This window comes from Streptomyces sp. NPDC023157 (genome assembly GCF_055560575.1).
Map to the genome: position 1 here is coordinate 625,185 of NZ_JBVHIL010000006.1, position 20,547 is coordinate 645,731.

General features: G+C 73.5%; 18 protein-coding genes. 2 read left to right on the top strand and 16 right to left on the bottom strand.

Annotation, left to right across the window (positions count from 1 at the left end; translation table 11 throughout):
* Nucleotides 1-21 precede the first annotated feature (21 nt).
* Nucleotides 22-1,140 (bottom strand): DUF4190 domain-containing protein, encoded by a 1,119-nt coding sequence (locus tag ACZ3ZE_RS24570; RefSeq protein WP_467260671.1) that lies wholly within the window; start codon nt 1,138-1,140, stop codon nt 22-24.
* A 280-nt stretch (nt 1,141-1,420) separates the two neighbouring features.
* Here ACZ3ZE_RS24570 and ACZ3ZE_RS24575 point away from each other — a divergent pair, with 280 nt between their 5' ends.
* Nucleotides 1,421-2,590, top strand: a complete 1,170-nt coding sequence (locus tag ACZ3ZE_RS24575) for a serpin family protein (RefSeq protein ID WP_361166489.1) — start codon at nt 1,421-1,423, stop codon at nt 2,588-2,590.
* A 51-nt stretch (nt 2,591-2,641) separates the two neighbouring features.
* On the opposite strand, the gene ACZ3ZE_RS24580 is transcribed toward ACZ3ZE_RS24575, so the two are convergent.
* Nucleotides 2,642-4,219 carry a S8 family peptidase gene (locus ACZ3ZE_RS24580; RefSeq protein ID WP_361166486.1) on the bottom strand — a complete coding sequence of 526 codons (1,578 nt, stop codon included), beginning with the start codon at nt 4,217-4,219 and terminating at the stop codon, nt 2,642-2,644.
* A 192-nt stretch (nt 4,220-4,411) separates the two neighbouring features.
* On the opposite strand from ACZ3ZE_RS24580, the gene ACZ3ZE_RS24585 reads away from it, so the two are divergent.
* Nucleotides 4,412-5,563, top strand: coding sequence for a threonine synthase (locus ACZ3ZE_RS24585; RefSeq protein WP_361166483.1), 1,152 nt, complete (start codon nt 4,412-4,414; stop codon nt 5,561-5,563).
* A gap of 41 nt (nt 5,564-5,604) precedes the next feature.
* Here the strand turns inward: ACZ3ZE_RS24585 and ACZ3ZE_RS24590 are convergent, their stop codons facing one another.
* From ACZ3ZE_RS24590 to ACZ3ZE_RS24655, 14 genes are all read right to left on the bottom strand, one after another.
* Nucleotides 5,605-6,372, bottom strand: coding sequence for a DUF4232 domain-containing protein (locus tag ACZ3ZE_RS24590; RefSeq protein ID WP_467260674.1), 768 nt, complete (start codon nt 6,370-6,372; stop codon nt 5,605-5,607).
* 107 nt (nt 6,373-6,479) lie between these two features.
* Entirely contained in the window at nt 6,480-7,994 is a 1,515-nt protein-coding gene (locus ACZ3ZE_RS24595) for a pyridoxal phosphate-dependent decarboxylase family protein (RefSeq protein WP_467260677.1), read from the bottom strand.
* A complete protein-coding gene (locus ACZ3ZE_RS24600; protein WP_361166474.1) occupies nt 7,991-9,109 on the bottom strand; it encodes an EamA family transporter in 1,119 nt (372 codons plus the stop codon). The genes ACZ3ZE_RS24595 and ACZ3ZE_RS24600 overlap by 4 nt, the downstream gene beginning before the upstream one ends.
* A complete protein-coding gene (locus tag ACZ3ZE_RS24605; RefSeq protein ID WP_361166471.1) occupies nt 9,106-10,068 on the bottom strand; it encodes a quinone oxidoreductase family protein in 963 nt (320 codons plus the stop codon). The genes ACZ3ZE_RS24600 and ACZ3ZE_RS24605 overlap by 4 nt, the downstream gene beginning before the upstream one ends.
* 5 nt (nt 10,069-10,073) lie before the next feature.
* The gene (locus tag ACZ3ZE_RS24610) at nt 10,074-11,540 is read right to left on the bottom strand and encodes a methylaspartate mutase (RefSeq protein WP_467260680.1); all 1,467 of its coding nucleotides are present in this window, start codon (nt 11,538-11,540) and stop codon (nt 10,074-10,076) included.
* On the bottom strand, nt 11,537-12,001 hold the full coding sequence (locus ACZ3ZE_RS24615; RefSeq protein WP_361166465.1) for a cobalamin-dependent protein: 465 nt from the start codon (nt 11,999-12,001) through the stop codon (nt 11,537-11,539). The genes ACZ3ZE_RS24610 and ACZ3ZE_RS24615 overlap by 4 nt, the downstream gene beginning before the upstream one ends.
* Before the next feature lie 58 nt (nt 12,002-12,059).
* Nucleotides 12,060-13,304 (bottom strand): fatty acid desaturase, encoded by a 1,245-nt coding sequence (locus ACZ3ZE_RS24620; RefSeq protein ID WP_467260683.1) that lies wholly within the window; start codon nt 13,302-13,304, stop codon nt 12,060-12,062.
* An 8-nt stretch (nt 13,305-13,312) separates the two neighbouring features.
* Nucleotides 13,313-13,627, bottom strand: coding sequence for a hypothetical protein (locus tag ACZ3ZE_RS24625; RefSeq protein WP_361166458.1), 315 nt, complete (start codon nt 13,625-13,627; stop codon nt 13,313-13,315).
* Nucleotides 13,624-14,160, bottom strand: a complete 537-nt coding sequence (locus tag ACZ3ZE_RS24630) for a flavin reductase family protein (RefSeq protein WP_361166455.1) — start codon at nt 14,158-14,160, stop codon at nt 13,624-13,626. Before ACZ3ZE_RS24630 ends, ACZ3ZE_RS24625 begins: the two co-directional genes overlap by 4 nt.
* Nucleotides 14,117-15,373 carry an MFS transporter gene (locus tag ACZ3ZE_RS24635; RefSeq protein ID WP_361166452.1) on the bottom strand — a complete coding sequence of 419 codons (1,257 nt, stop codon included), beginning with the start codon at nt 15,371-15,373 and terminating at the stop codon, nt 14,117-14,119. Before ACZ3ZE_RS24635 ends, ACZ3ZE_RS24630 begins: the two co-directional genes overlap by 44 nt.
* The gene (locus tag ACZ3ZE_RS24640; RefSeq protein ID WP_361166449.1) at nt 15,370-16,449 is read right to left on the bottom strand and encodes an LLM class flavin-dependent oxidoreductase; all 1,080 of its coding nucleotides are present in this window, start codon (nt 16,447-16,449) and stop codon (nt 15,370-15,372) included. The genes ACZ3ZE_RS24635 and ACZ3ZE_RS24640 overlap by 4 nt, the downstream gene beginning before the upstream one ends.
* Nucleotides 16,450-16,499: 50 nt before the next feature.
* A complete protein-coding gene (locus tag ACZ3ZE_RS24645; RefSeq protein WP_361166447.1) occupies nt 16,500-17,759 on the bottom strand; it encodes an ATP-grasp domain-containing protein in 1,260 nt (419 codons plus the stop codon).
* Nucleotides 17,756-19,150, bottom strand: a complete 1,395-nt coding sequence (locus ACZ3ZE_RS24650) for an ATP-grasp domain-containing protein (protein ID WP_361166444.1) — start codon at nt 19,148-19,150, stop codon at nt 17,756-17,758. Before ACZ3ZE_RS24650 ends, ACZ3ZE_RS24645 begins: the two co-directional genes overlap by 4 nt.
* On the bottom strand, nt 19,147-20,508 hold the full coding sequence (locus ACZ3ZE_RS24655) for an ATP-grasp domain-containing protein (RefSeq protein WP_467260686.1): 1,362 nt from the start codon (nt 20,506-20,508) through the stop codon (nt 19,147-19,149). The genes ACZ3ZE_RS24650 and ACZ3ZE_RS24655 overlap by 4 nt, the downstream gene beginning before the upstream one ends.
* Between the last annotated feature and the right edge of the window lie 39 nt (nt 20,509-20,547).

Below are 20,547 nucleotides of genomic sequence, written 5' to 3' on the forward strand. Positions count from 1 at the left end.
GGCGTGCGCGGGCGGCGGAGGTCAGACCTTCTCGCTGTCGCGTTTGAGGGTGTCGGCGAGGCCGAGCGCCCGGCGGGCCGCGGACTCCATCTTCGGGTCGAGCGCGTCGTACGCCTCCTCGTACTCCGCCCAGAACGCGTCGTCGTCCCGCGCCGCCGCCAGCTTCCGCCACTTCTTCCCGGCGGCGTCGAGCTTGTCCGACAGCTCGGCCACCGGCCGCCGGACGGCCGTCGGCCAGCCCCGGGTGCGCAGCCCCTGGGCCTCCTCCGTGACCGTCGTGAGGACCTCCCGCGCCCAGGCCTTGTTGGCCGCCAGGTCGGCGTCGGCGTCCTCCTCGGGCTCCTTCATCAGGGCGGTGTCGATCGCGTTGACGGCCAGCAGGAAGGCGTGCTGATCGGCGTTGAGGGTGAAGCCGTCCTTGCGCAGGGAGCCGGAGAAGGGCGCCTTGTCGGTGCCGTAGGTGCAGGTCACCGTGCGGTCGCCGCCCCGCCAGGACATGCTGCTGGGCAGGTAGTAGTAGGTCCAGACGTCGTCCGGGACGGCCCACTTGTCCAGCGTGTACGCGTCGTTGATCTCCTGGCAGCGCGCCTCGGCGAGGCCGTCGAGGGCCTTGTCGCCGGGCCACTTGGCGTAGCCGGTGATCTTGAAGCTGCCGGTGACCTCGCCCTCGTGGGGCTTCGCGCAGTCGACGATGTCGACGTCCTCGGTGTACTCCTCCAGCTTCCCGGGCACGTCGAAGCACTCGCCCTTGCGCAGCGAGAAGGCCGACTTGGAGGAGCCCGCCTTGTCCATGCCCTCCTCGACGCCCTTCCAGAACGAGGCGAAGCCGCCGGTCGCGAAGCCGAGGACGACGAGGAGGCAGCTCACCGTGGACAGGGCGATGCCCGCGATGGCGAGGCCCTTGCCCTTCTGCTGCTTCTTCCGGATCTGCGGCAGGGCGACCAGGCCGAGGATCAGCCCGAGGGGCGGCAGGCAGCAGACGACGCCGGAGACGAGGGAGGCGACGGCCAGTCCGTTGGTGCCGGGCCGGGGCGCCCCGTACGGGCCGGCGCCACCGGGCCCCTGAGGCCCGTAGGGGCCGTACGGCGTGTAGGGCCCGGGCGCGTGGTACGGCCCGGGAGCGCCGTACGGCCCGGGCACGGGCGGACCGCCGGGCACGGCCGGACCACCGGGCCCGACGGGCGGGGCGGGCGGCCCGGCGGGTGGCGCGAACGCCCCGGCCGGAGACTCCGCGGGTCCGGCCGGCGGCGCGGGCGGCCCGGCGGGCGGCTCCGCGGGCGGCGGCGTCGGGGTCCCCGGGGCCGGTGAATCCTGGGGCGGCTGGGACGGGTCCACGAGTACGGTGCTCCTGATCGGGGCGGATGGAACGAACAATCGAACGGGCGCGCGCATCGTACGTGGTCCGGGAGGCGGGGGCGATATGCGGGGCAGAAGGGTGCGGGTGGTCAACCGGATGACGGGGCGCTGGGCCGGGGCGCTTCCGGCGGGCGGCGACACCGTCCTGTCCGCGGCGGGCGTCTGGCCCCTGCTGGCCGCTCTCGCGGACGGCGCCACGGGAGCCGCCCGGAACGAACTGGCGGACGCGCTCGGGCTGCCGGCGGAGGAGGCCGCCGGGGCGGCCCGCGAACTGGCCGCCGGACTCGGCGCGATCCCCGGGGTGGCCTCGGCCGTCGGCCTGTGGGTCCGCGCGGACCTGCGGCTGCGCGACACGTGGGTGGCGGGCCTGCCGGACGCGGTGCTCGGCCGGTTCTCCGGCGACGCCGCGGCCGACCGGAAGGCCCTGGACGCGTGGGCGGCCGAGCGCACCGGCGGGCTGGTCCCGACGCTGCCGCTCGCCCTGGACGAGGAGACGCCGCTCGTCCTCGCCTCCGCCCAGTCGGTGCGGACGACCTGGGTCGCGCCGTTCATGACCCGCAAGGTCCGGTTGACGAGCGGCCATTGGTCCGGCCGGACGGTGACCCTGCTGCACCGCTCCACACCCGCGCTCGACGAGGTCGGCCTGGCCGACACGGAGGCGGGGCCGCTCGCGGTGCTCCGGGTCCTCGGCGACACGGGGGTCGACGTGCACCTCCTGCTGGGCGAGCCGGCGGCGACGGCCGGTGCCGTCCTGAGCGCCGGGCTCGACGTCCTGGAGGGCCGCGCCCACGCCGTCCCCGGCGACCGGCTCCCGACCGGCTCCCCGGGCCCCGGCCTGGAGGTCCGCACCGCGCGCAGCACGACGCCCGGCGCGCGCCTCTCGGTGTCGGTCCCGGCCTTCGCCCTCGCCGCCGGGCACGACCTCCTCGCCCACCACGGGCTGTTCGGCCTGACCACCGCGCGCGACGCCGACCGCGGCCACTTCCCCGGCGTGAGCGACGTCCCGCTGGCGATCGGGCAGGGCCGGCAGGCGGCGACGGCCGAGTTCACGGCGCGGGGCTTCGAGGCGGCGTCGGTGACGGCCTTCCGAGGCTTCGGCGCGGGTGCGCCGCCCTCGCCGTACACGGTCCGGGTCGTCCGCCTCGGCATCGAGCGCCCGTTCGGCTTCCTGGCCGTCCACCGCGCCTCGGGGCTGGTCCTGACGGCGGGCTGGGTGGAGCGGCCCTGGAGCTGAGGGACGGCCGCCGGATTCCGGCGACCGTCCCTCGTCCGTCCGTCGGGCGCGTCAGAACTGCAGCGCCCAGGAGTCGATCTTCCCGGTGTCGTAGGTCGCGTTGTCCGTGACCCGCAGCTTCCACGTGCCGTTCGCGACCTCGGAGGAGGCGTTGACGGTGTACGTGGTGTTGATGTTGTCCGTGCTGCCGCCGGTGCCGAAGGCCTTCAGGGTGTACGCCGAGCCGTCGGGGGCGATCAGCTGGACCTGGAGGTCACCGATGTAGGTGTGCACGATGTTCACCGGCACCTGGAGGGCGGCCGGGGCGTTGCCCGTGACGCCGCTGACGGTCACCGGGGACTCGACGGTCGCGTTGTCGTTGATCGCGTAGTCCGCGGTGTTCTCGAACTTCGGGCCGGTGGGCGGCGGGGTGGTGCCGCCGCCGACGTTCAGCAGCCGGTTCGGCGAGCCGGTGCCGGGGCTGGTGACGACGTTCGGGGTCGCGGCGGCGACCAGCGCCGCGGAGACCTGCGCCGGGGTGGCCGTCGGGTTGGCGGCCAGGTAGAGGGCGGCGGCGCCGACCACGTGCGGGGTCGCCATCGACGTACCGGAGATGGTGTTGGTCGCCGAGTCGCTGGTGTTCCAGGACGAGGTGATGGACGAGCCGGGGGCGAACAGGTCCAGGCCGCTGCCGTAGTTGGAGTAGCTGGCCTTGGCGTCGGTCGAGGTGGTGGCGCCGACCGTGATGGCCTCGGCGACCCGGGCGGGCGAGTGGTTGGCCGCGTTGTCGGTCTCGTTGCCGGCGGCGACCCCGTAGGTGACGCCGGAGGCGATGGACCGGCGCACCGCGTCGTCGAGGACGGTGTCGACCCCGCCGCCGAGGCTCATGTTGGCGACGGCCGGCTTGACGGCGTTCTGCGTCACCCAGTCGATGCCCGCGACGACCTGCTCGGTCGTGCCGGAGCCGGAGTTGTCGAGGACGCGGACGCCGACGATCTTCGCCTTCTTGGCGACGCCGTACGACGAGCCCGCGACGGTGCCGGCGACGTGCGTGCCGTGGCCGTGCCCGTCCTGCGCGGTGTTGTCGTTGTCGATGGCGTCGTAGCCGTAGGAGGCGCGCCCGCCGAAGTCGCTGTGGGTGATGCGTACGCCTGTGTCGATGATGTACGCCGTGACGCCCTGGCCCGCGCTGTCCGGGTACGTGTAGCTCTGGTTGAGCGGGAGGGCCGTCTGGTCGAGCCGGTCGAGGCCCCACGAGGGCGGGGAGGGCTGTGTGCCGTCGACGTGGAAGACGCGGTTCTGGCTGACGGTCTCGACGGCCGGGTCGGCGGCCAGCTTCCTGGCCTGCGCCTCGGAGAGCTCGACGGAGTAGCCGTTGAGGGCCGCGGTGTACGTGCGCCTGATCTTCGCGCCGAACTTCGTCGCGACGGCCCGCCCCTTCGCGGTCTCCGCCTGGGCGGCGGACTCGCGGAGGGTGACGATGTAGCTGTTGGCGACGGTGCCCTCGGCCCCGGCGTTCAGGATGACGCCTTCGGCGGCGGTCCCGGCGGCGGTGGCCGGGACGGCGGAGAGGGAGCCGAGCGCGAGGGCGGCGACGGCGATGGCGCTCGCGGCGGCCAGCCTGCGCCTGGAATCACGCATCACGGACATGTGAGGGGTCCTCCTCATTGGTGGTGCGCTGCTGTGTGGGGGTACGGCAGGTACATGACAAATGGCGGCAAGGAGCCCGGTCCGTTCGTCATGTCGGGGTGCCGAGCGAAAGATTGGCTGATCCATAGGAAACGCACAAGGGCGCCGGACACCCCGTCACACAGGCGCCACACCGCTGACATCCTGACGCTCATGACCGCCTACGTGTGCCCCCGCTGCCAGGTCCACGCCCCCGCGTCCGCCCTCACCTGGTGTTGTCCACGCTGCCGCGGGCCCTGGGATCTGGAGTTCACCGGCGCACCCGTGTCACTTCCGTCCCTCACGTCACGTGTGAATTCATTGTGGCGTTACGAGGAGGCCCTGCCCCTCGCGACCGAACCGCCCCACGCACCCCACGTCACCCTCGGCGAGGGCCGCACCCCGCTGGTCCCGCTGACCGGGGGCGGGGCCGGAGACGACACGGGACGCGATACGGACAGCGGCGCCGTTTCGGCCAAACTCGACTTCCTCATGCCGACCCTGTCCTTCAAGGACCGCGGCGCCGTGATGCTCGCCGAACTCGCCCGCCGCCTGGGCCCGGACACCGTGATCGCCGACAGCAGCGGCAACGCGGGCACGGCGATCGCCGCGTACTGCGCCCGCGCCGGACTCGACTGCTCGGTGTACGTCCCCGAGGGGACCTCCGCCAAGAAACTGGAGCAGATCCGCGCCCACGGCGCCCGTACCGTCGTCGTCCCCGGCGACCGCGAGGCCACCGCCGAGGCCGCCCGCGCCGCCGCCGACGCACCCGGCGTCTTCTACGCCTCGCACGTGTACAACCCGCACTTCCTGCACGGCACGAAGACCTATGTCTACGAACTCTGGGAGGAGCTCGGCGGCCGGCTCCCCGACACCCTCGTCCTGCCTGTCGGCAACGGGACCCTGCTGCTCGGCGCGGCCCTCGCCGTGGAGGAGCTGTACGGCCACGGGCTCGTCGAGCGGCGCCCCGCCCTCGTCGCCGTCCAGGCCGAGGCCGTCTCCCCGCTGGCCGCCGCCTTCCACGCGGGAGCCGCGGAACTCGCCGCTCCGGCCGCCGTCCGCCCCACCCTCGCGGAGGGCATCGCCATCCCCGCGCCGCCGCGGGCCGCGCAGATCCTGCGCGCGGTACGGGCCTCCGGCGGGACCTTCCGCACCGTGACGGAGGAGCAGATCCGGGCCGCGCAGCTCGACCTCGCCCGCCGCGGCCTGTACGTGGAGCCGACCGGCGTCGCCTGCTGGGCGGCCGTCCGCGCAGCCCCCGCGAGCCCCGGCACCACGGTCCTGCCGCTGTGCGGGGCAGGGGCGAAGACGGGACTGGCCGCCTGACGGGGGCAGGCGGCTCAGTCGGTCCGGCGCGCGCTCCCCGATCAGAACTCGTCGGCGCCGTTGCGGAGCTCGTACGTCCAGTAGCCGGTCTTCGCGGCGGCCTCGTCGACGGCCAGGCCGCCCGCCGGGGCCTTGACGACGACGCTGCCCTCGGCGGGGTCGGAGCCCGCGAAGAGGTTCACGTTGAAGCTGGTGACCACCTTGTTGTCCTCGTGGGCGCCACCGAGGGCGATCCGCACGTTGGCGTACGCGGGCGCGCCCGGCTGGAGGACGACCGGGGCGGCCGGCTTGCTCTTGGCGACGGCCGGGATGTCCTTGGCGGTCTGGATCGCGCCGAAGGCGATCAGCGGGTAGCCGTCGAGGCGGCAGGCCTTGCCCGAGGTGTTGGTGGCGGTGAGGGTGATGTGCTCGGTGGGCGTCTCGTCGGCCTTGGCCGCCGTGATCTTCACGTTGTTGTAGGCGCAGGCCGGGGCCTTGGCGTTGGAGGCGTTCTGGGCGGAGCCCTTGCCGGAGCCGCCGCCCGTCGACCCGCCGGCGGTGGAGCCGCCGGTGGAGCCGCCGGTCGAGCCGCCCGCCGTGGAGCCGCCGGAGGTCCCGCCGGTCGTGGAGCCGCCCGTCGAGGACGCGCCCTTCACGGACCCGCCGGTGGCGCTGCCGCCGGTGCTGCCGCCGGCCTGGGTCTGGGACTGGGCGGCGGCGCCCTCGTCGCGGCTCGCGGCGTCGTCGCCGCCACCGCAGGCGGTGAGGCCGAGCGAGAGGACGGCGAGGGCGGTGACGGCGAGGACGGTGTTCTTACGCTGGGTACGCATGGTGGTTCTCCCCCGTGGAACAGAAGGTCGGTCGGTGCGCCGGCACCCCGTTCGGTGCCGACACCACCTACCTTCCCGCCTGGTCCTGCCGTCTCGCTTGTGTACCGCTAACGCCCCGCTACCGCGTCTTCCTGGGCGAGCCCCCGGGCCGCGGCCGTGACCTCCGCGATCAGGGCGTCGATGTCGTCCTCGGTCGTCGTCGGGTTGAGGAAGACCAGCTTCAGGTGCACCCGCGGGGTGCCGTCGGGTCCGGCGATCTTCGTACGGGCGAGCAGGGCGCGGCCGTCCGTCATCAGCCGGCGCCGCACCGCCGCGTTCCAGGCGCTCTCGTCGTCCACCGGGGTCCCGTCGGCGGGCGCGCAGCGGAAGATGACCGTGCTGAGCAGCGGGTCCGCGACGAGCTCCAGGCCCTCGGTGGCGGCGATCCGGCTCGCGGCGTGGCGGGCCTGCGCGTGGCAGGCGTCCACCCAGGCGCCCATGCCCTCGCGGCCGACGGTGAGCAGGGTGGCGGCCATCTTGAGGGCGTCGGAGCGGCGGGTGGTCTGGAGCGAGGTGCCGAGCAGGGCGGTGAAACCGAGGGCCTCGTCGTCGGACGGGTTGAGGTAGACGGCCTGCTCGTCGAGGCACTCCATGTGCCGCCGGTCGCGGACCACGACCACGCTCGAAGAGGCCGGGACCCAGCCGAACTTGTGCAGGTCGAAGGCGACCGAGTCGGCGCGGCCGAGGCCGTCCAGGAGCGGGGCGAGCGTCGGCGAGAACAGCGCGCCGATGCCGTACGCGGCGTCGACGTGCAGCCAGATACCGAACTCGGCGGCGAGGTCGGCCAGTTCGGGCAGCGGGTCGAAGGAGCCGTGGTCGGTGGTGCCGGCCGTGGCGACGATCGCGACGGGGACCTCGTCGGCGTCGAAGCCCTCGACGATCCGGCGGGCCTCGTCGGCGAGCATCCGGCCCCGGTCGTCCACCGGCACCTTCACCACGGACGACCGGCCGAGGCCGAGGAAGCCGGCGGCGCGGGCGACCGAGAAGTGGGCGGCGGCGGAGCACAGGACGCGGGGGCGGACGGCGCGGCCCGCGAGCCCGGTCGCCGACACCTCGCCGGTGTCCTTGAGCGCGCGGTCCCGGCTGAACAGCAGGCCCATCAGGTTGGAGATGGAGCCGCCGGGCGTCAGGGTGCCGCCGGCCTCGGGGCCGAAGCCGACCCAGGAGGCCATCTCCGCGATGAGCCGCCGCTCCAGTTCGAGCGCGAAGGGGCCGCTCTCCCAGGCGTGCAGCGACTGGTTGAGCGAGGCGGCGAGCAGCTCGGCGGCGGCGGACGCAGCCGTCGGGGCGCACTGCATGCGGGCCACGGCCGAGGGGTGCGTGAGGTCGACGGACCAGCGCGCGTACGCCTCGAACAGCTCGGTCACCCGCTCGGCGCTGGGCTCCTCGGCGAGGAACCGCCCGCCGCCCAGCACCTCGCCCACCGCGGCCACCGCCGCCTCGGGGCCGCCGGCCGCGACCGGGCCGCCCCGCTTGAGAGCGGCGTCACCGAGGGCGCCGAGCACCGTGTCCAGGAGGCCCCTGAGCTGCTCCAGCCCCTCGGGACGGCCCGCGAGAGCTGCGTTGCTGCCGGTGGAGATCATGACTTGTCGGTTCCTTCGGTGAGGGTGGGAGGAGCGGGAGGAGCGGGAGAGGCGTGCGGAGGGGTACGCGGAGAGGTGCGCGCGGCGGCCGGCGAGGAGGCCTCCGGCGCGGCCACCGAGGCGGCCTGGAGTGACGCGGACGCCTGGAGGGACGCCTGGACTGACGCCTTACGAAGCTTCCGCTCCGGCGTCGCCGCCTTGCGGGAGCCGCGGATGACGCCGATCGAGGCGACGACGACCGCGACCAGGCCCGCCACCTGGGCCGCGGACAGCGTCTCGCTCAGCACGGCCAGGGCGACCAGGGCGCCGATCGCCGGTTCCAGGCTGAGGAGCACCCCGAAGACCGTGGCGGACACCCGGCGCAGGGTCTCCATCTCGCAGGTGTACGGGACGAGCGAGGACAGCATCGCGACGCCGAAGCCGAACGCCAGCACCTCGGGCCTGGCCAGCGTGGCCGCGCCCTCGGCGAGTCCGGCCGGCAGGGAGCAGAGCGTGCCGAACGCCATGGCCAGCGCGAGCCCGCCGCCGCCCGGCAGCACCGCACCGACCCTGGCCGACAGCGGCACGTACGAGCCCCAGAAGACGGCGCAGGCCAGCGCGATGAGCAGACCGGTGAGGCCGGCGGCGCCGCCCTGCCAGCCGAGCAGCGCGATGCCGAGCGCGGCGAGCACGATCCACAGCCGGTCCGCGGCGCGGCGCGAGGCGAAGCCCGCGACCGCGAGGGGGCCGGCCATGCCGACGGTCAGCGCGACGCCGACCGGCATCCGAGCCATGGCCAGGTAGAAGCAGATGTTCATGCCCGCGATGGCCACGCCCAGCGCCGCGACCGCGCCCGCCGTGCGCCGGTCCAGGCGCACGGAGGGCCGCCACCACAGCAGCAGGACCAGGGCCGAGAAGCCGAGCCGCATCAGGGTGACCGTCGCCGGTCCCACCGTGCCGAACAGCTGCTTGGCGAAGGCCGCGCCCAGCTGGGTGCTGACCATGCCGATGAGCATGAGCACCGGGGCCGGGACCACGCCGAGGCCGAGGCCCCGGCCGCCGGCCGTCTTGCCGGTGCTCTGACCGGTGCTCGTGCTCACGCCCGTCGGCGCGCTCGTTCCGATGTCGACACTCATGGCGTGAGCAGCACCTTGCCGGTGGTGCCGCGGCCTTCGAGCAGCTCGTGCGCCTTCGCCGCGTCGGCCAGCGGCAGCCGCGCCCCCACCTCGGGGCGGACGACGCCCTGGGCGACGTAACGGAAGAGCTCGGCCGCCGCCGCCCGCAGCGAGGCCGCGTCCGGCACGTGGTCGGCGAGGGTCGGGCGGGTGAGGTAGAGCGAGCCGGAGGTGCGCAGCAGCTCCACGTCGAAGGGCGGGACGGGGCCGCTGGAGAGGCCGCAGACGACGAGGGTGCCGCGGCGGCGCAGCGCCTTGACGCTGGTCTCGAAGGTGGCCGCGCCGACCGAGTCGTACACCGCGTGCGCGCCCTCGCCGCCGGTGAGTGCGCGCACGGCGTCCGCGAAGCCCTCGTAGGGGACGGCGTGGTGGGCGCCGGCCGCGAGGGCGGTGGCGCGCTTCTCCTCGGTGGAGGCGACGGCGACGACCGTGGCGCCCCGGTGGGCGGCCAGCTGTACGAGCAGCTGGCCGAGGCCGCCGGCGGCGGCGAGGACGACGACGGTCTCGCCGGGCGCCACCGGGTGGCTGGTGTGGCTGAGGTAGTGCGCGGCCAGGCCCTGGAGGAGTACGGCCGCCGCGTCGTCGAGGGTGACGGTCTCGGGGACGGAGACCAGCTTGGCCGCCGGGACGGCGGTGTACTCGGCGTAGGCGCCGAGCTGGGTCGCGTAGGCGACCCGGTCGCCCGGGGTGACCTCGTCGACGCCCTCGCCGACGGCGGTCACGATGCCGGCGGCCTCCTGGCCGGGGACGAGCGGGTACGGGGCGGGGTAGGTGCCGTTGCGGTAGTAGACGTCGATGAAGTTGAGGCCGATGGCGGCGTTGCGGACGACGACCTGGCCGGGGAGGGCGGCCGGTTCGGGCAGCTCGGCGAGGGTGAGGGCGGAGGGGGCACCGGCCTCGGTGACATGGACGGCTCGCATCGGGATCAGTTCCTCGGTTCGGTGAGCACAGCGGCGGGGTCGGGGGCGGGGACGGGGGCGGTGGGGGCGGCGGCGGGCCGCTCCTCCTCCTGGAACACGTGGCGGAAGTGGTTGATGTCGCCCGTCAGTCCGCGCATCAGCGCGTCCAGGGCGGGGTCCGGGCCGTCCACCGCGTGCAGGAGCTCGGTGTTGCGGGCCACGTGGGCGGCCGAGAACGGCAGGGCGCCGGTGGACAGGTAGCGGATGGCGCCCGAGCGGTCGCGGCGCGGGATGAGGTCGGAGCGGGCGTACCGGCTGGCGCTGAACGGGATGTCGAGCCGGCCCTCCGCGAAGGCCTCGACGATCGCCCCGATCAGGTCGGTCCGGGCGAGGAGCGGCTCGACGAGGTCGGCGACCTCCGCGAGGATCCACTCCAGTTCCCGGGCGACCTGGTCCTCGTCGACCCGGATGAAGTCGAGCAGGGGCGAGTTGGCGCGGTCGGCGAGCCGCAGGCCCTCCACGTTGGCGGCGGTGTCGGGGATCCCGTACGCCTCCTGGTGGGTCTTGGTGATCAGCTTGGAGGCGCCGCCGAGCCGGGCGACGAGGGCGCCGTAGAAGATGAGGTCCTCGGCGTTGCCCCGGTCGCGCGGGAAGACGCCCATGAACTCGTGGAGCACCGCGTGGACCGTGACGTCGGCCGGCAGGTAGCGCTCGGCGAGCACGGCGATGGCGCGCAGGGCCGCGACGTCCTGGGCGAGGTGGCCGCCCTGCGGGTAGGCGACGGAGATGCAGCGCACGCCGGCCCGGGCGGCGAGCACCGCTTCCAGGACGCTGACGGCGAGGCTGATCGACGGCGGCACGAGCACGGCGGTGAGCGTGCCGAACAGCTCGCGGTCGACGACCACGCCGTGTTCGGCGAGTTCGCCGCAGCGCCGGTCGACGTCCTGCCAGGCGCCGAGCGACTCGGCGAGCGGCACGGCCTTCGAGTAGGGCAGGTTGTACGAGATGCCGCCGCCCTCGAAGGAGGTGATGCCGGAGGCCACGGACACGTCGAAGAGGGTGCGGGCGTCCGGCGAGCCGTGCCGGATCTCCAGCGGCGCCGCGACCAGCTCGTTGAGCTCGCGGCCGCGCTGCCAGCCGTGCGCCACCATCGGGTAGCCGTTGAGGTCGGCGGGGCGCAGGTTGAGGGTGCGCAGGGCCTCCTCGAAGCGCAGCAGCCGGGTGTGCGAGTCGATGGTCAGGGTGAGGATGTCGGGCTTGGCCTCGGCCTCCAGGGTCGCCAGGAGGGCCTTCATCTCCTCGTGCCCGCCGACGCCGCAGCGGGGCTGGATGGCCACCCGGCCCTGGGCGCGGCAGCGGTCGAGGACCTCGGCCGCGGTGGGCTTGCCGAGCGAGCGGATGTACGCGGCGGACTCGGCCGGCGTGGGCAGCGGCGCCGCCGCCAGGTCGGGGTGCGGGGCGGGGCCCCGGGCCGGGAGGGAGGTCAGGCTCATGACGCGGCCCGCCCGGAGGTCACGGCGGTGCGCTCGCGGTCGGCGCGCAACGCGTCGAGCAGGCCCGGCAGTTCGGTCGGGTCGGAGAGGATGTGGTCGACCCCGGCCGCGTACAGGCGCTCGTGCGAGGAGCCGTCCTTGTGGCTGCCGACCGACAGGTTGCCGCCGACTATCACCGGGCAGGCGATCCGGCCGGACTGCTTGGCCTTGTCGAGGCCGCGCAGGTCCTCGTGGACGTGCCCGTTCAGGCTGCCGATGACGACGGCCTCGGCCTCGGGGTGCTGGGCGCACGCCTCGGCGAACTCGTCGACCGGGGTGCAGGTGCCGAGGTTGACGACGTCGAAGCCGAGCCCGCGCAGCGAGTAGGCGATGAGGTGGTTGGCCACGGCGTGGCTGTCGCTGGCGGCGACGCCGAGGATGACCGTACGAGCCGCTGGTTCCTGGTGGGAGGTGGTTCGCATCGATGGGTTCCTGAATCCGGAGGGGGAACGGTGGGTGGCGGGCGGTGCGCGGGGCCGGTCAGTCGTCGAAGGCGGCGAACAGCTCGCGCTTGCTGACGGACTTCAGGCGCTTCACGTCGAACTCCTCGGCGTCGGCGACGGCCAGCGAGTCGAAGACGAAGCTGATCGCGGGCACCAGGCCCCACACCTCGTGGTACGGCGGCCGGTTGGGGTCGCCGGCGGCGGCGGCCTCCTCGGCGTCCTGCTGGCGGGCGAAGATGTAGTTGGACCAGTCGTCGCTGCGCGGGTGGCGGTGGTGGTAGTCGTGGACGACGGTGTCACCGGTCAGCACCAGGTAGCGGGACGGGGCGTGCACGAACAGCATCCGCAGAGTCCAGCGGCTCCAGGCGAGGGCGCGCCGGGCGGCCGGCAGTTCGGGCGAGGGGGCGCGGTCGCCGATGAAGATGGCGTTGGTGAGCGAGGTGAAGTAGGCGCGGCTGCGCCGGTCCTCCAGGCCCGCGACCGGGAACGTGTGCTTCACGCACAGGCGCAGGGTGTTGCTGATCTGGAAGAGCGGGACCAGCGGCACGAACCAGACGACGAGCAGGGCCTGCCAGGTGCCGGTCAGGACGGTCGCGGCGACGGCGGTGCCGTACAGCGCGAGGGCGGTGACCTTCTCGGTGCGGGCCGACTCCTTGGAGAAGGACAGCACGCGGGAGACGCCGAACGCGAAGTGGAAGCGCGGCGAGACCAGCTTGAGGAGCAGCCGGCGCCACATCTGGCGGCGGGTCATGCCCGGGTGCATGTTCAGGCTGACCAGGAAGGCCTGGACCGTGGGGTCCTGGAGCGTCATGTGGCCGGTGGCGTGGTGGTCGGCGACGTGCTCACGGCTGTAGCGGGCGAAGTTCTGGATGACGAGCAGGCTCGATATCGCGTGGCCGATGGCCTTGTCCGTCTTTCGGCTCCGGTACATGTTCCGGTGCGAGCACTGGTGGTAGATCATCATCCGGAGGTTGCGCATCCCGTGCAGGGTCATCGCCCAGCCGGGCAGCAGCAACAGCAGGCCGAGGCCGCCGAGCGCGTACGCCACGATGCTGACCGCGAGTCCGGCGAGCAGCGAGGCCGTCGCCGTCACCAGGTGGAAGGTGGGCGTCCAGCCGAGCGAGCGCTGCTGCGGCAGGGCGCGCCCAGTGAAGACCGTGAGCGGGTACTGGAGGAAGCCGGGCAGCACGGCCATGCTCTGCCGGGGCTCCACGGCGGCCGGGGGCCGCGGCTTCGCGGGGGCGCGGCGGGCGGCGGGGGCTTCCGGGTTGATCACGGACATGAGGACTCCTAGAGGGAGGAAGAGAGGGAGGGGCCGGACTGGAGGCGGACGCCCACCGAGCAGGGGAAGGCCCGGGACCGCACGGACGGCGCGGACGGCGCCGCCGCCGCGGAGGCGGCGGCCCCCGAGGCCCCCGAGGAGGCCGCCAGGAGCGCCCGGGCGTCGCCGCCGGTGAGGACGACCTCGATGTAGTCGCCGCCCTCGGAGCGGCCGGGCCCGTTGCGGACCTCGATGTGGAGGGAGATGTTGCCCTCGGCGTCCACGGTGGGTGTGACGGTGCCGTCCACCACCCCGGGGATCGTCATCGCGGTGCTCGTCGTCATCGGGCGGTGCCTCCTCCTGCGGGGGTCGGGCCTGCGGCGCGGAAGCCCCGCCGGTACCACAGGAGCGGCTTGGCCTCCCCGTGGGTGCGCAGACCGGTGAGCTCGCCTATGAGGAGCTGGTGGTCGCCCATCGGTATCCGGTCGACGGCCGTGCAGCGGAACACGGCGGTGGCGTCGGTGAGGTACGGCAGCGCGCTGTCCGGCCAGGTGGTGAAGCCGCCCTCGGCGAAGCGGTCCACGCCGCGGCGGGCGAAGCGGCCGGCGATCTCGGTGTGGTGCTCGCCCAGCACGTTGACGACGAACTCGGGCGAGGAGCTCAGCGCCTCCCGGCAGCTGGAGTCGTTACCAAGGCCGACCAGGACGAGCGGCGGGTCCATCGAGACCGAGGTCACCGCGCTGGCGGTGAAGCCCCACCGGCGGCCGGTGGCGTCGCGGGTGGTGACGACGGTCAGCGGGGCGGCGAGGTGCGCCATCGCCTCGCGGAACGTGTCACTGTCCACCGGACAGGGCGGGCTCAGTTCCAGTGCCGACACGGGACACCTCCTTCGCGCGGAAGCTGCGGATGGTGAGCGGCATGAAGACCGCTCCGTACAGACCGAGCAGGACGGCCAGGCCGGCGACGAGCCGCTGCGGGCCGACGCTCGCGCCGACGGTGCCGATGAGCAGGCCGCCCATCGGGTAGGAGAGCAGGCCGACCAGGAAGAAGGGGCCCATCACCTTGCCGAGGTGCTCGCGGGGGATGGCCTTCACCCGCTGGGTGCGGTTGAAGATGTTGAAGTACGCGACCCCGGACATCGCGACCACGAAGGCCGCCGCGTACAGCCAGAACGACGAGGCCGTGCCGAGCAGCAGCAGGCAGCCGGTCAGGACGGTGTAGCCGAGCGAGCCGAGGAAGTTCACGTCGAACTTCTTGAGCAGCAGCGGGGTCAGCAGCAGGTTGAGCAGGCCGATGATGCCGACGAACATGTTGAGCATCGCGTACTGCGACTCGGGGGCCTTCAGGACGCCGGTGACGACGGCCGCGTTGGCGGCGAGGACGGTCGAGAAGACCAGGTTGATCGCGAAGTTCAGGCCGGCCAGCAGCATGACCGGCCGGTTGCCGGTCAGGAGCCGCCAGCCGAGGCCCAGTTCGGCCACGATCGCCCCGGCGCCACGGGCCTGGGCCGGAGCCGCGGCGGCCGTGCGCGGCAGCACCAGCCAGCAGCTCGCGGCGGTCGCGAACAGCGCGCCCGCCAGGCCGAGCAGCCAGATCTTGCCGAGGAACATCACGGCCACCATCGCGAGGCCGGGCCCGAGGGCCATGGCCAGGAGCTCCATGTTCTGCACCAGGGACTGGGTCCTGGCCAGGTCGGAGCCCTGCGCGAGCTGCGGGACGACCTTCTCGATGGACATGCGGATCGGCGCGACCAGGGTGGAGAGCAGGGCGCCGGTGGCCATCAGGGTCGGCACCGTCCACTCCGGCCGCAGCGCGATCAGCAGCACGGCGCAGGCGACGACCACCGCGCGGGCGGTGTTGGCCCGCGAGAAGAGCCGGGGGCCGCCGTCCCGGTCCGCGACGAGCCCCGCGAAGGGGTACGCGAGGAGGCACGGCAGCCACTCGACGGCGTAGGCGACGCCGAGCGAGGAGACCTGGCGGGTGTGCTGGAAGATGAGCAGCGGGACGCTGAACATCACCACCTGCTCGGCCATGAGGCCGATCAGGACGCCGGAGCCGAACAGGCCCCGGCGCGTCTTTTCGCCGGTCATCGGGCGCCCGCAAGGGAGCCGTCGTGCTCCTTCTCGTAGGCGCGGACGACGGGCAGCACGTTCCGGAAGAAGATGCGCATCTCGTCGCGGGCCGGCCAGCCGGAGAAGATGAACTGGCCGACGCCCGCCGCCTTGTACTCCATCAGGTAGGCGGCGACCTCCTCGTAGCTGCCGACCAGGCACAGCGCCGGGCCGCCCCGGTAGGCGACGGCGCCGGAGTAGAGGACCGGGGACATCCAGCCGTGGCCGGCCTCCTCGGCGAGGCGCATCGAGTTCTTGACCGCCTCGGAGTCGCCGGCCTCGACGAAGGCCTTCACGTACGCGCGGTGGTTCTCGTCGGTCTCGCTCATGATCTCGGCGAGTTCGGTGAGGGCCTCCTCACGGGTCTCGCGGGCGAGCACCTGGAGGCGCAGGCCCACGTCGGTGCCCGCGGCGACCAGCGGGGCGGCCGCCTTGGCGATCTCCTCGGGGGTGTCCCCGTAGCGGAACCAGCAGTCGCCGTAGCGGATCGCGGTCTGCTGGGCGACGGCCGAGTTGCCGCTGATGTAGATCTCGGGGCGGCCGCCGCCCTTGTGGCCGAGGCCGAGCTGGGCGTCGACGACCTGGTAGTGGTCGCCGGTGAAGGTGACCGGCTTCCCGTCGCCCCACAGCCGGTGCAGGATGTCGAGGAACTCGCCCTCCCGGGCGTAGCGCTCGTCGTGGGCGAGGAAGTCGCCGTAGTAGCCCTGCTCGACCGGGGAGGTGCCGGCGACGATGTTGAGCGCGATCCGGCTGTCGGAGATCCACGACACGGTGTTGACGATCTGGGCGAAGAGCGTCGGCGAGAGCAGGCCGGGCCGGTACGCCAGGATGTACTTGACCCGCTCGGTCTCCCGGGCCAGCGCGCCGATGATCGGCAGCGGGTCCGGCAGGGTGTAGCTCTGCGCCATGAGCAGCGACTCGACGCCCAGCGCGTCCGCGTCCTGCGCGAACTCGATCGCGCCGTCCAGGTCGAGCAGGTCGGACCGGTACTTCTGCGTCGACTTCTTCTGGCCACTGTCCAGCGAAGAGCCCCAGTGGAACCTGAGTTCGGCCATTTCCTTCTTCTCTCTCGGTCTCGGGTGTGGTCGCGCGTTCCGGTGGGGCTCTACGCGACCGGGTCGGGCACGCGCGGGGCCGCAGAGCTCCGCAGGGTCAGCGACGCGAACAGGCGCGTCAGCCAACTCCGCGTCTCCTCCGGCGAGTTCGTGCCGACGATCCCGGCGAGCGCGGTCTCGTGCGCGCCGTACGTGATGTGGTCGGGCAGCGCGGCGCCGGCCGGCAGCTCGTGCCAGGTGACGGTCTCCTCGGCGTTCCGGAAGGCCTCGGCCCCGTCGAAGCGCTCGAAGACGCCCGCGCCGAGGTGGTGCCCGGGGTGCACGAACCAGCCGTACCAGGAGCGCTCGGCGGGCGCCTCGGGCAGCGTGCCCGCGACGGACTCGCCGATCAGGACGCGCAGTTCGAAGGAGGGCAGGTGGACGCCGGTCGCCAGCTCGAAGGTGTCGACCACGTCGGCGCCGCCGACCCGGTTGCCGACCTCCAGGAAGACCGGGTCGGTCCCGTCGAGGATGGCCTCCAGGTGGAAGCTGCCGTCCTCGATGCGTACGGCGGCGAGCGCGGCGGAGACCCAGTCGCGCAGCGCGTCCGTGAGCGCGAACTGGAAGGAGCCCATGGGGGTGCCCTGCGCGTACTGGAGGCAGGTGCCCACGTACTCGCTGGCGCCCACCGTCAGCACGGTGCCGCGCTCGACCAGGCCGTCGAAGTGCAGGATCGGGCCCTCGACGAACTCCTCGACCTCGTGCTCCGGCAGGCCGCGGCCGTCCTCGTCGATCGACGGGACGCCGCTGCGCCGCCCGGCGAGAGCCGCGTGGGCCTCGGCCGCGCTGTCGAAGACGACCACGTCGACACTGGAGGCACCGCGATGCGGCTTGAGGACCGTCTTCCCCGTCCAGGGCGACGCCCCGCCGGCGGCGAGGAACTCCTCGACCGGCAGGAAGCGCGGCACCCGCAGCCCGGCCGCGTCGACCGCCCGCTTCATCAGGACCTTGTCGCGGGCGAGTTCGACCTGCTCGACCGAAGCGCCCTCGACGCCGAGGTCGGCGCGCAGCCGGGCGGCGTCGAGCAGCTCGTACTCCGACATCGAGATCACCCGGTCGAAGGCGCGCGGCTCCGCGTCGAGCCACGCCCGCGCCTCGTCGTACGGCGCGCCCGTGCCGGGCCGCTCGACCCGCTCGCAGCGCAGGTCGTCCGGCAGGGTGTCGAGCGCCGCGCGGCGCCCGAAGTAGGTGACGTCGTGCAGGTCGTGGTCGATGCCCCGGTGGTAGGCGATCTTCGGGTACGGCACGCGGTGCAGGACCAGGATCCTCATCGGGCTGCCTCCATCATGGTGGTCGGGTCGAGGGGGGCCGCGGGGGCGGCGGGCGGCGCCGCCCGGAGCGCCTCGGCCCGGGGGCCCCGGCCGGTGCTCGCGTCGAGCACGTCGGACCAGGTGGCGCGCAGGGTGCTCACGACCTCGCTCATGTCGACGCCGGGGGCGGTGAGGACCACGCAGCCCTGGGCGGCGAAGTCCGCGTTGTCCCGGGCGGTGGCGTGCAGGTCGCGCCGGTCCGTGGACAGCCAGCCGAACTCCTTCACGGCGAGCTCGTGCGGGAGCAGTCCGTGGGCGGCCGCGGTCGCCGCGACCGCGTCCTCGAAGGGGCTCGCGCCGGGGGCGACGTCCGCCGGGGCGAAGGACCGGTCGGTCCGCACGCCCAGCATCACCGTGGCGGCCGAGCACAGCGGCTCGGGCAGGGCGGAGCCCGCCGTGAGCCCGAAGGCCGCGTCGACCCAGCGGTGGTAGAAGTCGATGCCGTAGACCCAGCGCGCGAGCGACCAGATCTTCATGCCGGCCGGGCGCCGGTTGGGCTCGACGACCGCCGTGCCGCTGGCGTCGTCGCTGAGCCGGATCTCGTTGTGGAAGGGCCCGTCGACCTGCCCGACCAGCCAGTTGACCTGCCGGCCGGCCCGCTCGACGGCGGACCGCTCGGCGTGGTTCAGCCGGGCGGGCAGGATCTGCGCGACCTCGACGGGGTACCGTCCGGTCGCGCTGACCTTCTCGGTGACGAAGGAGACCTGGCCGAGTCCGTCGAAGGAGTACTCCCGCCGGTAGGGCAGCAGCTCCTCACAGATGACCCCGCCCTCCAGGTACGGGCCCACCTCGGCGAACGCGGCGTCCAGGGAGTCGCCGGGCCGGACCACGACCACGCCCCGGTTGTTGCCCTCCTTGGTCGGCTTCACCACGAAGCCGTCGGGGTGGCTGCGGGCGAAGTCCGCGAGGCCCTCCCTCGAGTCGACCGTGACGAAGTCGGGCACGAGCAGCCGCTGGGCGGCGAGCAGCTTGTGGTGGGCCGCCTCGCTCAGCCGGTACTCGTGCTTGCAGAACGCGCCGCCGGCGAGCTCCGCCGAGTCGATCCGCAGGCCGAGGCGCTCCAGGAGCACCGCTCCGCTCTGGACCGCGTTGTCGGAGAAGACGACGCCGGCCCGGAACTCCGCGCGCCGGGGCCCGAGGATCCGCTCCGCCGCCTCGACGAAGTCGGGGCTCAGCGGGTCGAGGTCGATGACCTCGTCGCAGATCTCGGCGTCGACGGCGCTCGGGTCGGCCCGGATCAGGGTGACCTCGGTGCCGTGCCGCTCGCGGGCGTACGCGCTCATGTGGCGCACGTCGTCCACGCGGGACAGGTTGTAGTCGATGATCAGGAACCGGCCGGTCGTTCGGCTCACCGCGGACCCCCTCTTTCCTGGCTCTCGTACTGGATGTCGATGGCGTGCGCGGACGCGCGCGTCAGTTCGGGGAAGCGCCGGCCGGCCTCGCCGCGCGGGTACCGCCACAGCAGCTGCCCGAGGAAGACCTCGCGGGCGGTGGCGTCGACCGTGTCGCCGGCCTTGAGCAGGAGGTGCGTGACCACGGGGGCGAGCGGCAGCTCCTCGCTGACCCGGACCGAGGCGATACGCCCCTTCTCCGCGAAGAAGACCCGGAAGAAGGTGGCGTTCTCCGTCGGCGTCTCGCCGTCGGCGGTGTAGGAGAGCGCGGCGAGCCGCGCCCGGAAGGTGCCGTCGGGATCGGGCAGGAGCGAGTCGATCCACAGGTCCAGGAGGCTCGCGCCGCCGGTGAGCTCCCGGGTGCTGTGGGAGATCAGGCTGCCGCCGACCCGCGGGTTGACCTCGATGAGGTCCCAGCGCGCCCCGTCGGGACGGGCGGCGTCGTGCCGGGCCTCGATGTGGAAGCAGCCCCAGCCCAGGTCGAGTTCCGCGAGCAGCCGGCGCACCCAGGCGATGCCCTCGGCGCGCTCGGCGGAGGTGACGCTCACCGGCGGGCTGGTGCAGGCGTTCTCCAGGACGGTGCCGGCCGTCTCGGTCACCTCGCACTTCTCGTGCAGGGCGACCACGTGGGCCGTGCCGTCGGTCACGACCACCTCGAAGCTGAACTCCCGCCCGGGCAGGTAGTCCTCGACGAGGAAGGTCAGGCCGTCGTCACCGAACGCCGAGGCGTAGACGGTGTCGTCGCGCGACTCGGCGGTGATCCGCTCGATGTCCGCCCAGGTGGTACGGGCGGTGAGCGGGAAGGCCCCGTACGAGGCGATGCCGCTGACCGGCTTGACGAAGTGGCGCCCCTCGCCCGCCTGGTGGGCGGCGAGCGAGGCGGGGGTGAGCTCGGCGGCCCGGACGCGGGTGAGGCCCGCGTCGAACAGCCGGTTGCGCAGGGTGAGTTTGTCGCGCAGTCCGAGGACCTGCTTCTCGCCGAGGTCGCTCACCCCGAGCGTCTCGTTGGCGAAGGCCATCAGATGGCGGTAGCCCTCCCAGACCGTGACGCAGGCGAGGACGGACTCGCCCTGCCGGCGGAGGTCTTCGAGGCACGACTCCACGTCCTGGTGGGTCAGGACGTGTTCGGCGGCGGCGGTCACGTGGTCGGCGAGCCGCCGCAGGTCGTCGAGGCGGCCGGGGTGGGCCGGCTCGGGCCGCGAACTGAGGACGAAGGTCTTCAGGCCCCTTGCGCCGAGGGCCTCGGCGAGGTCCTCCACGAAGGAGAACCCGACATGGCTGAGAAGGAGGATCCCCCCGCCCGTGTGCTGCTTGTGCACGATGCTCCTTGCTCCTCTACGGAGGGGCCGGGCGCGGAC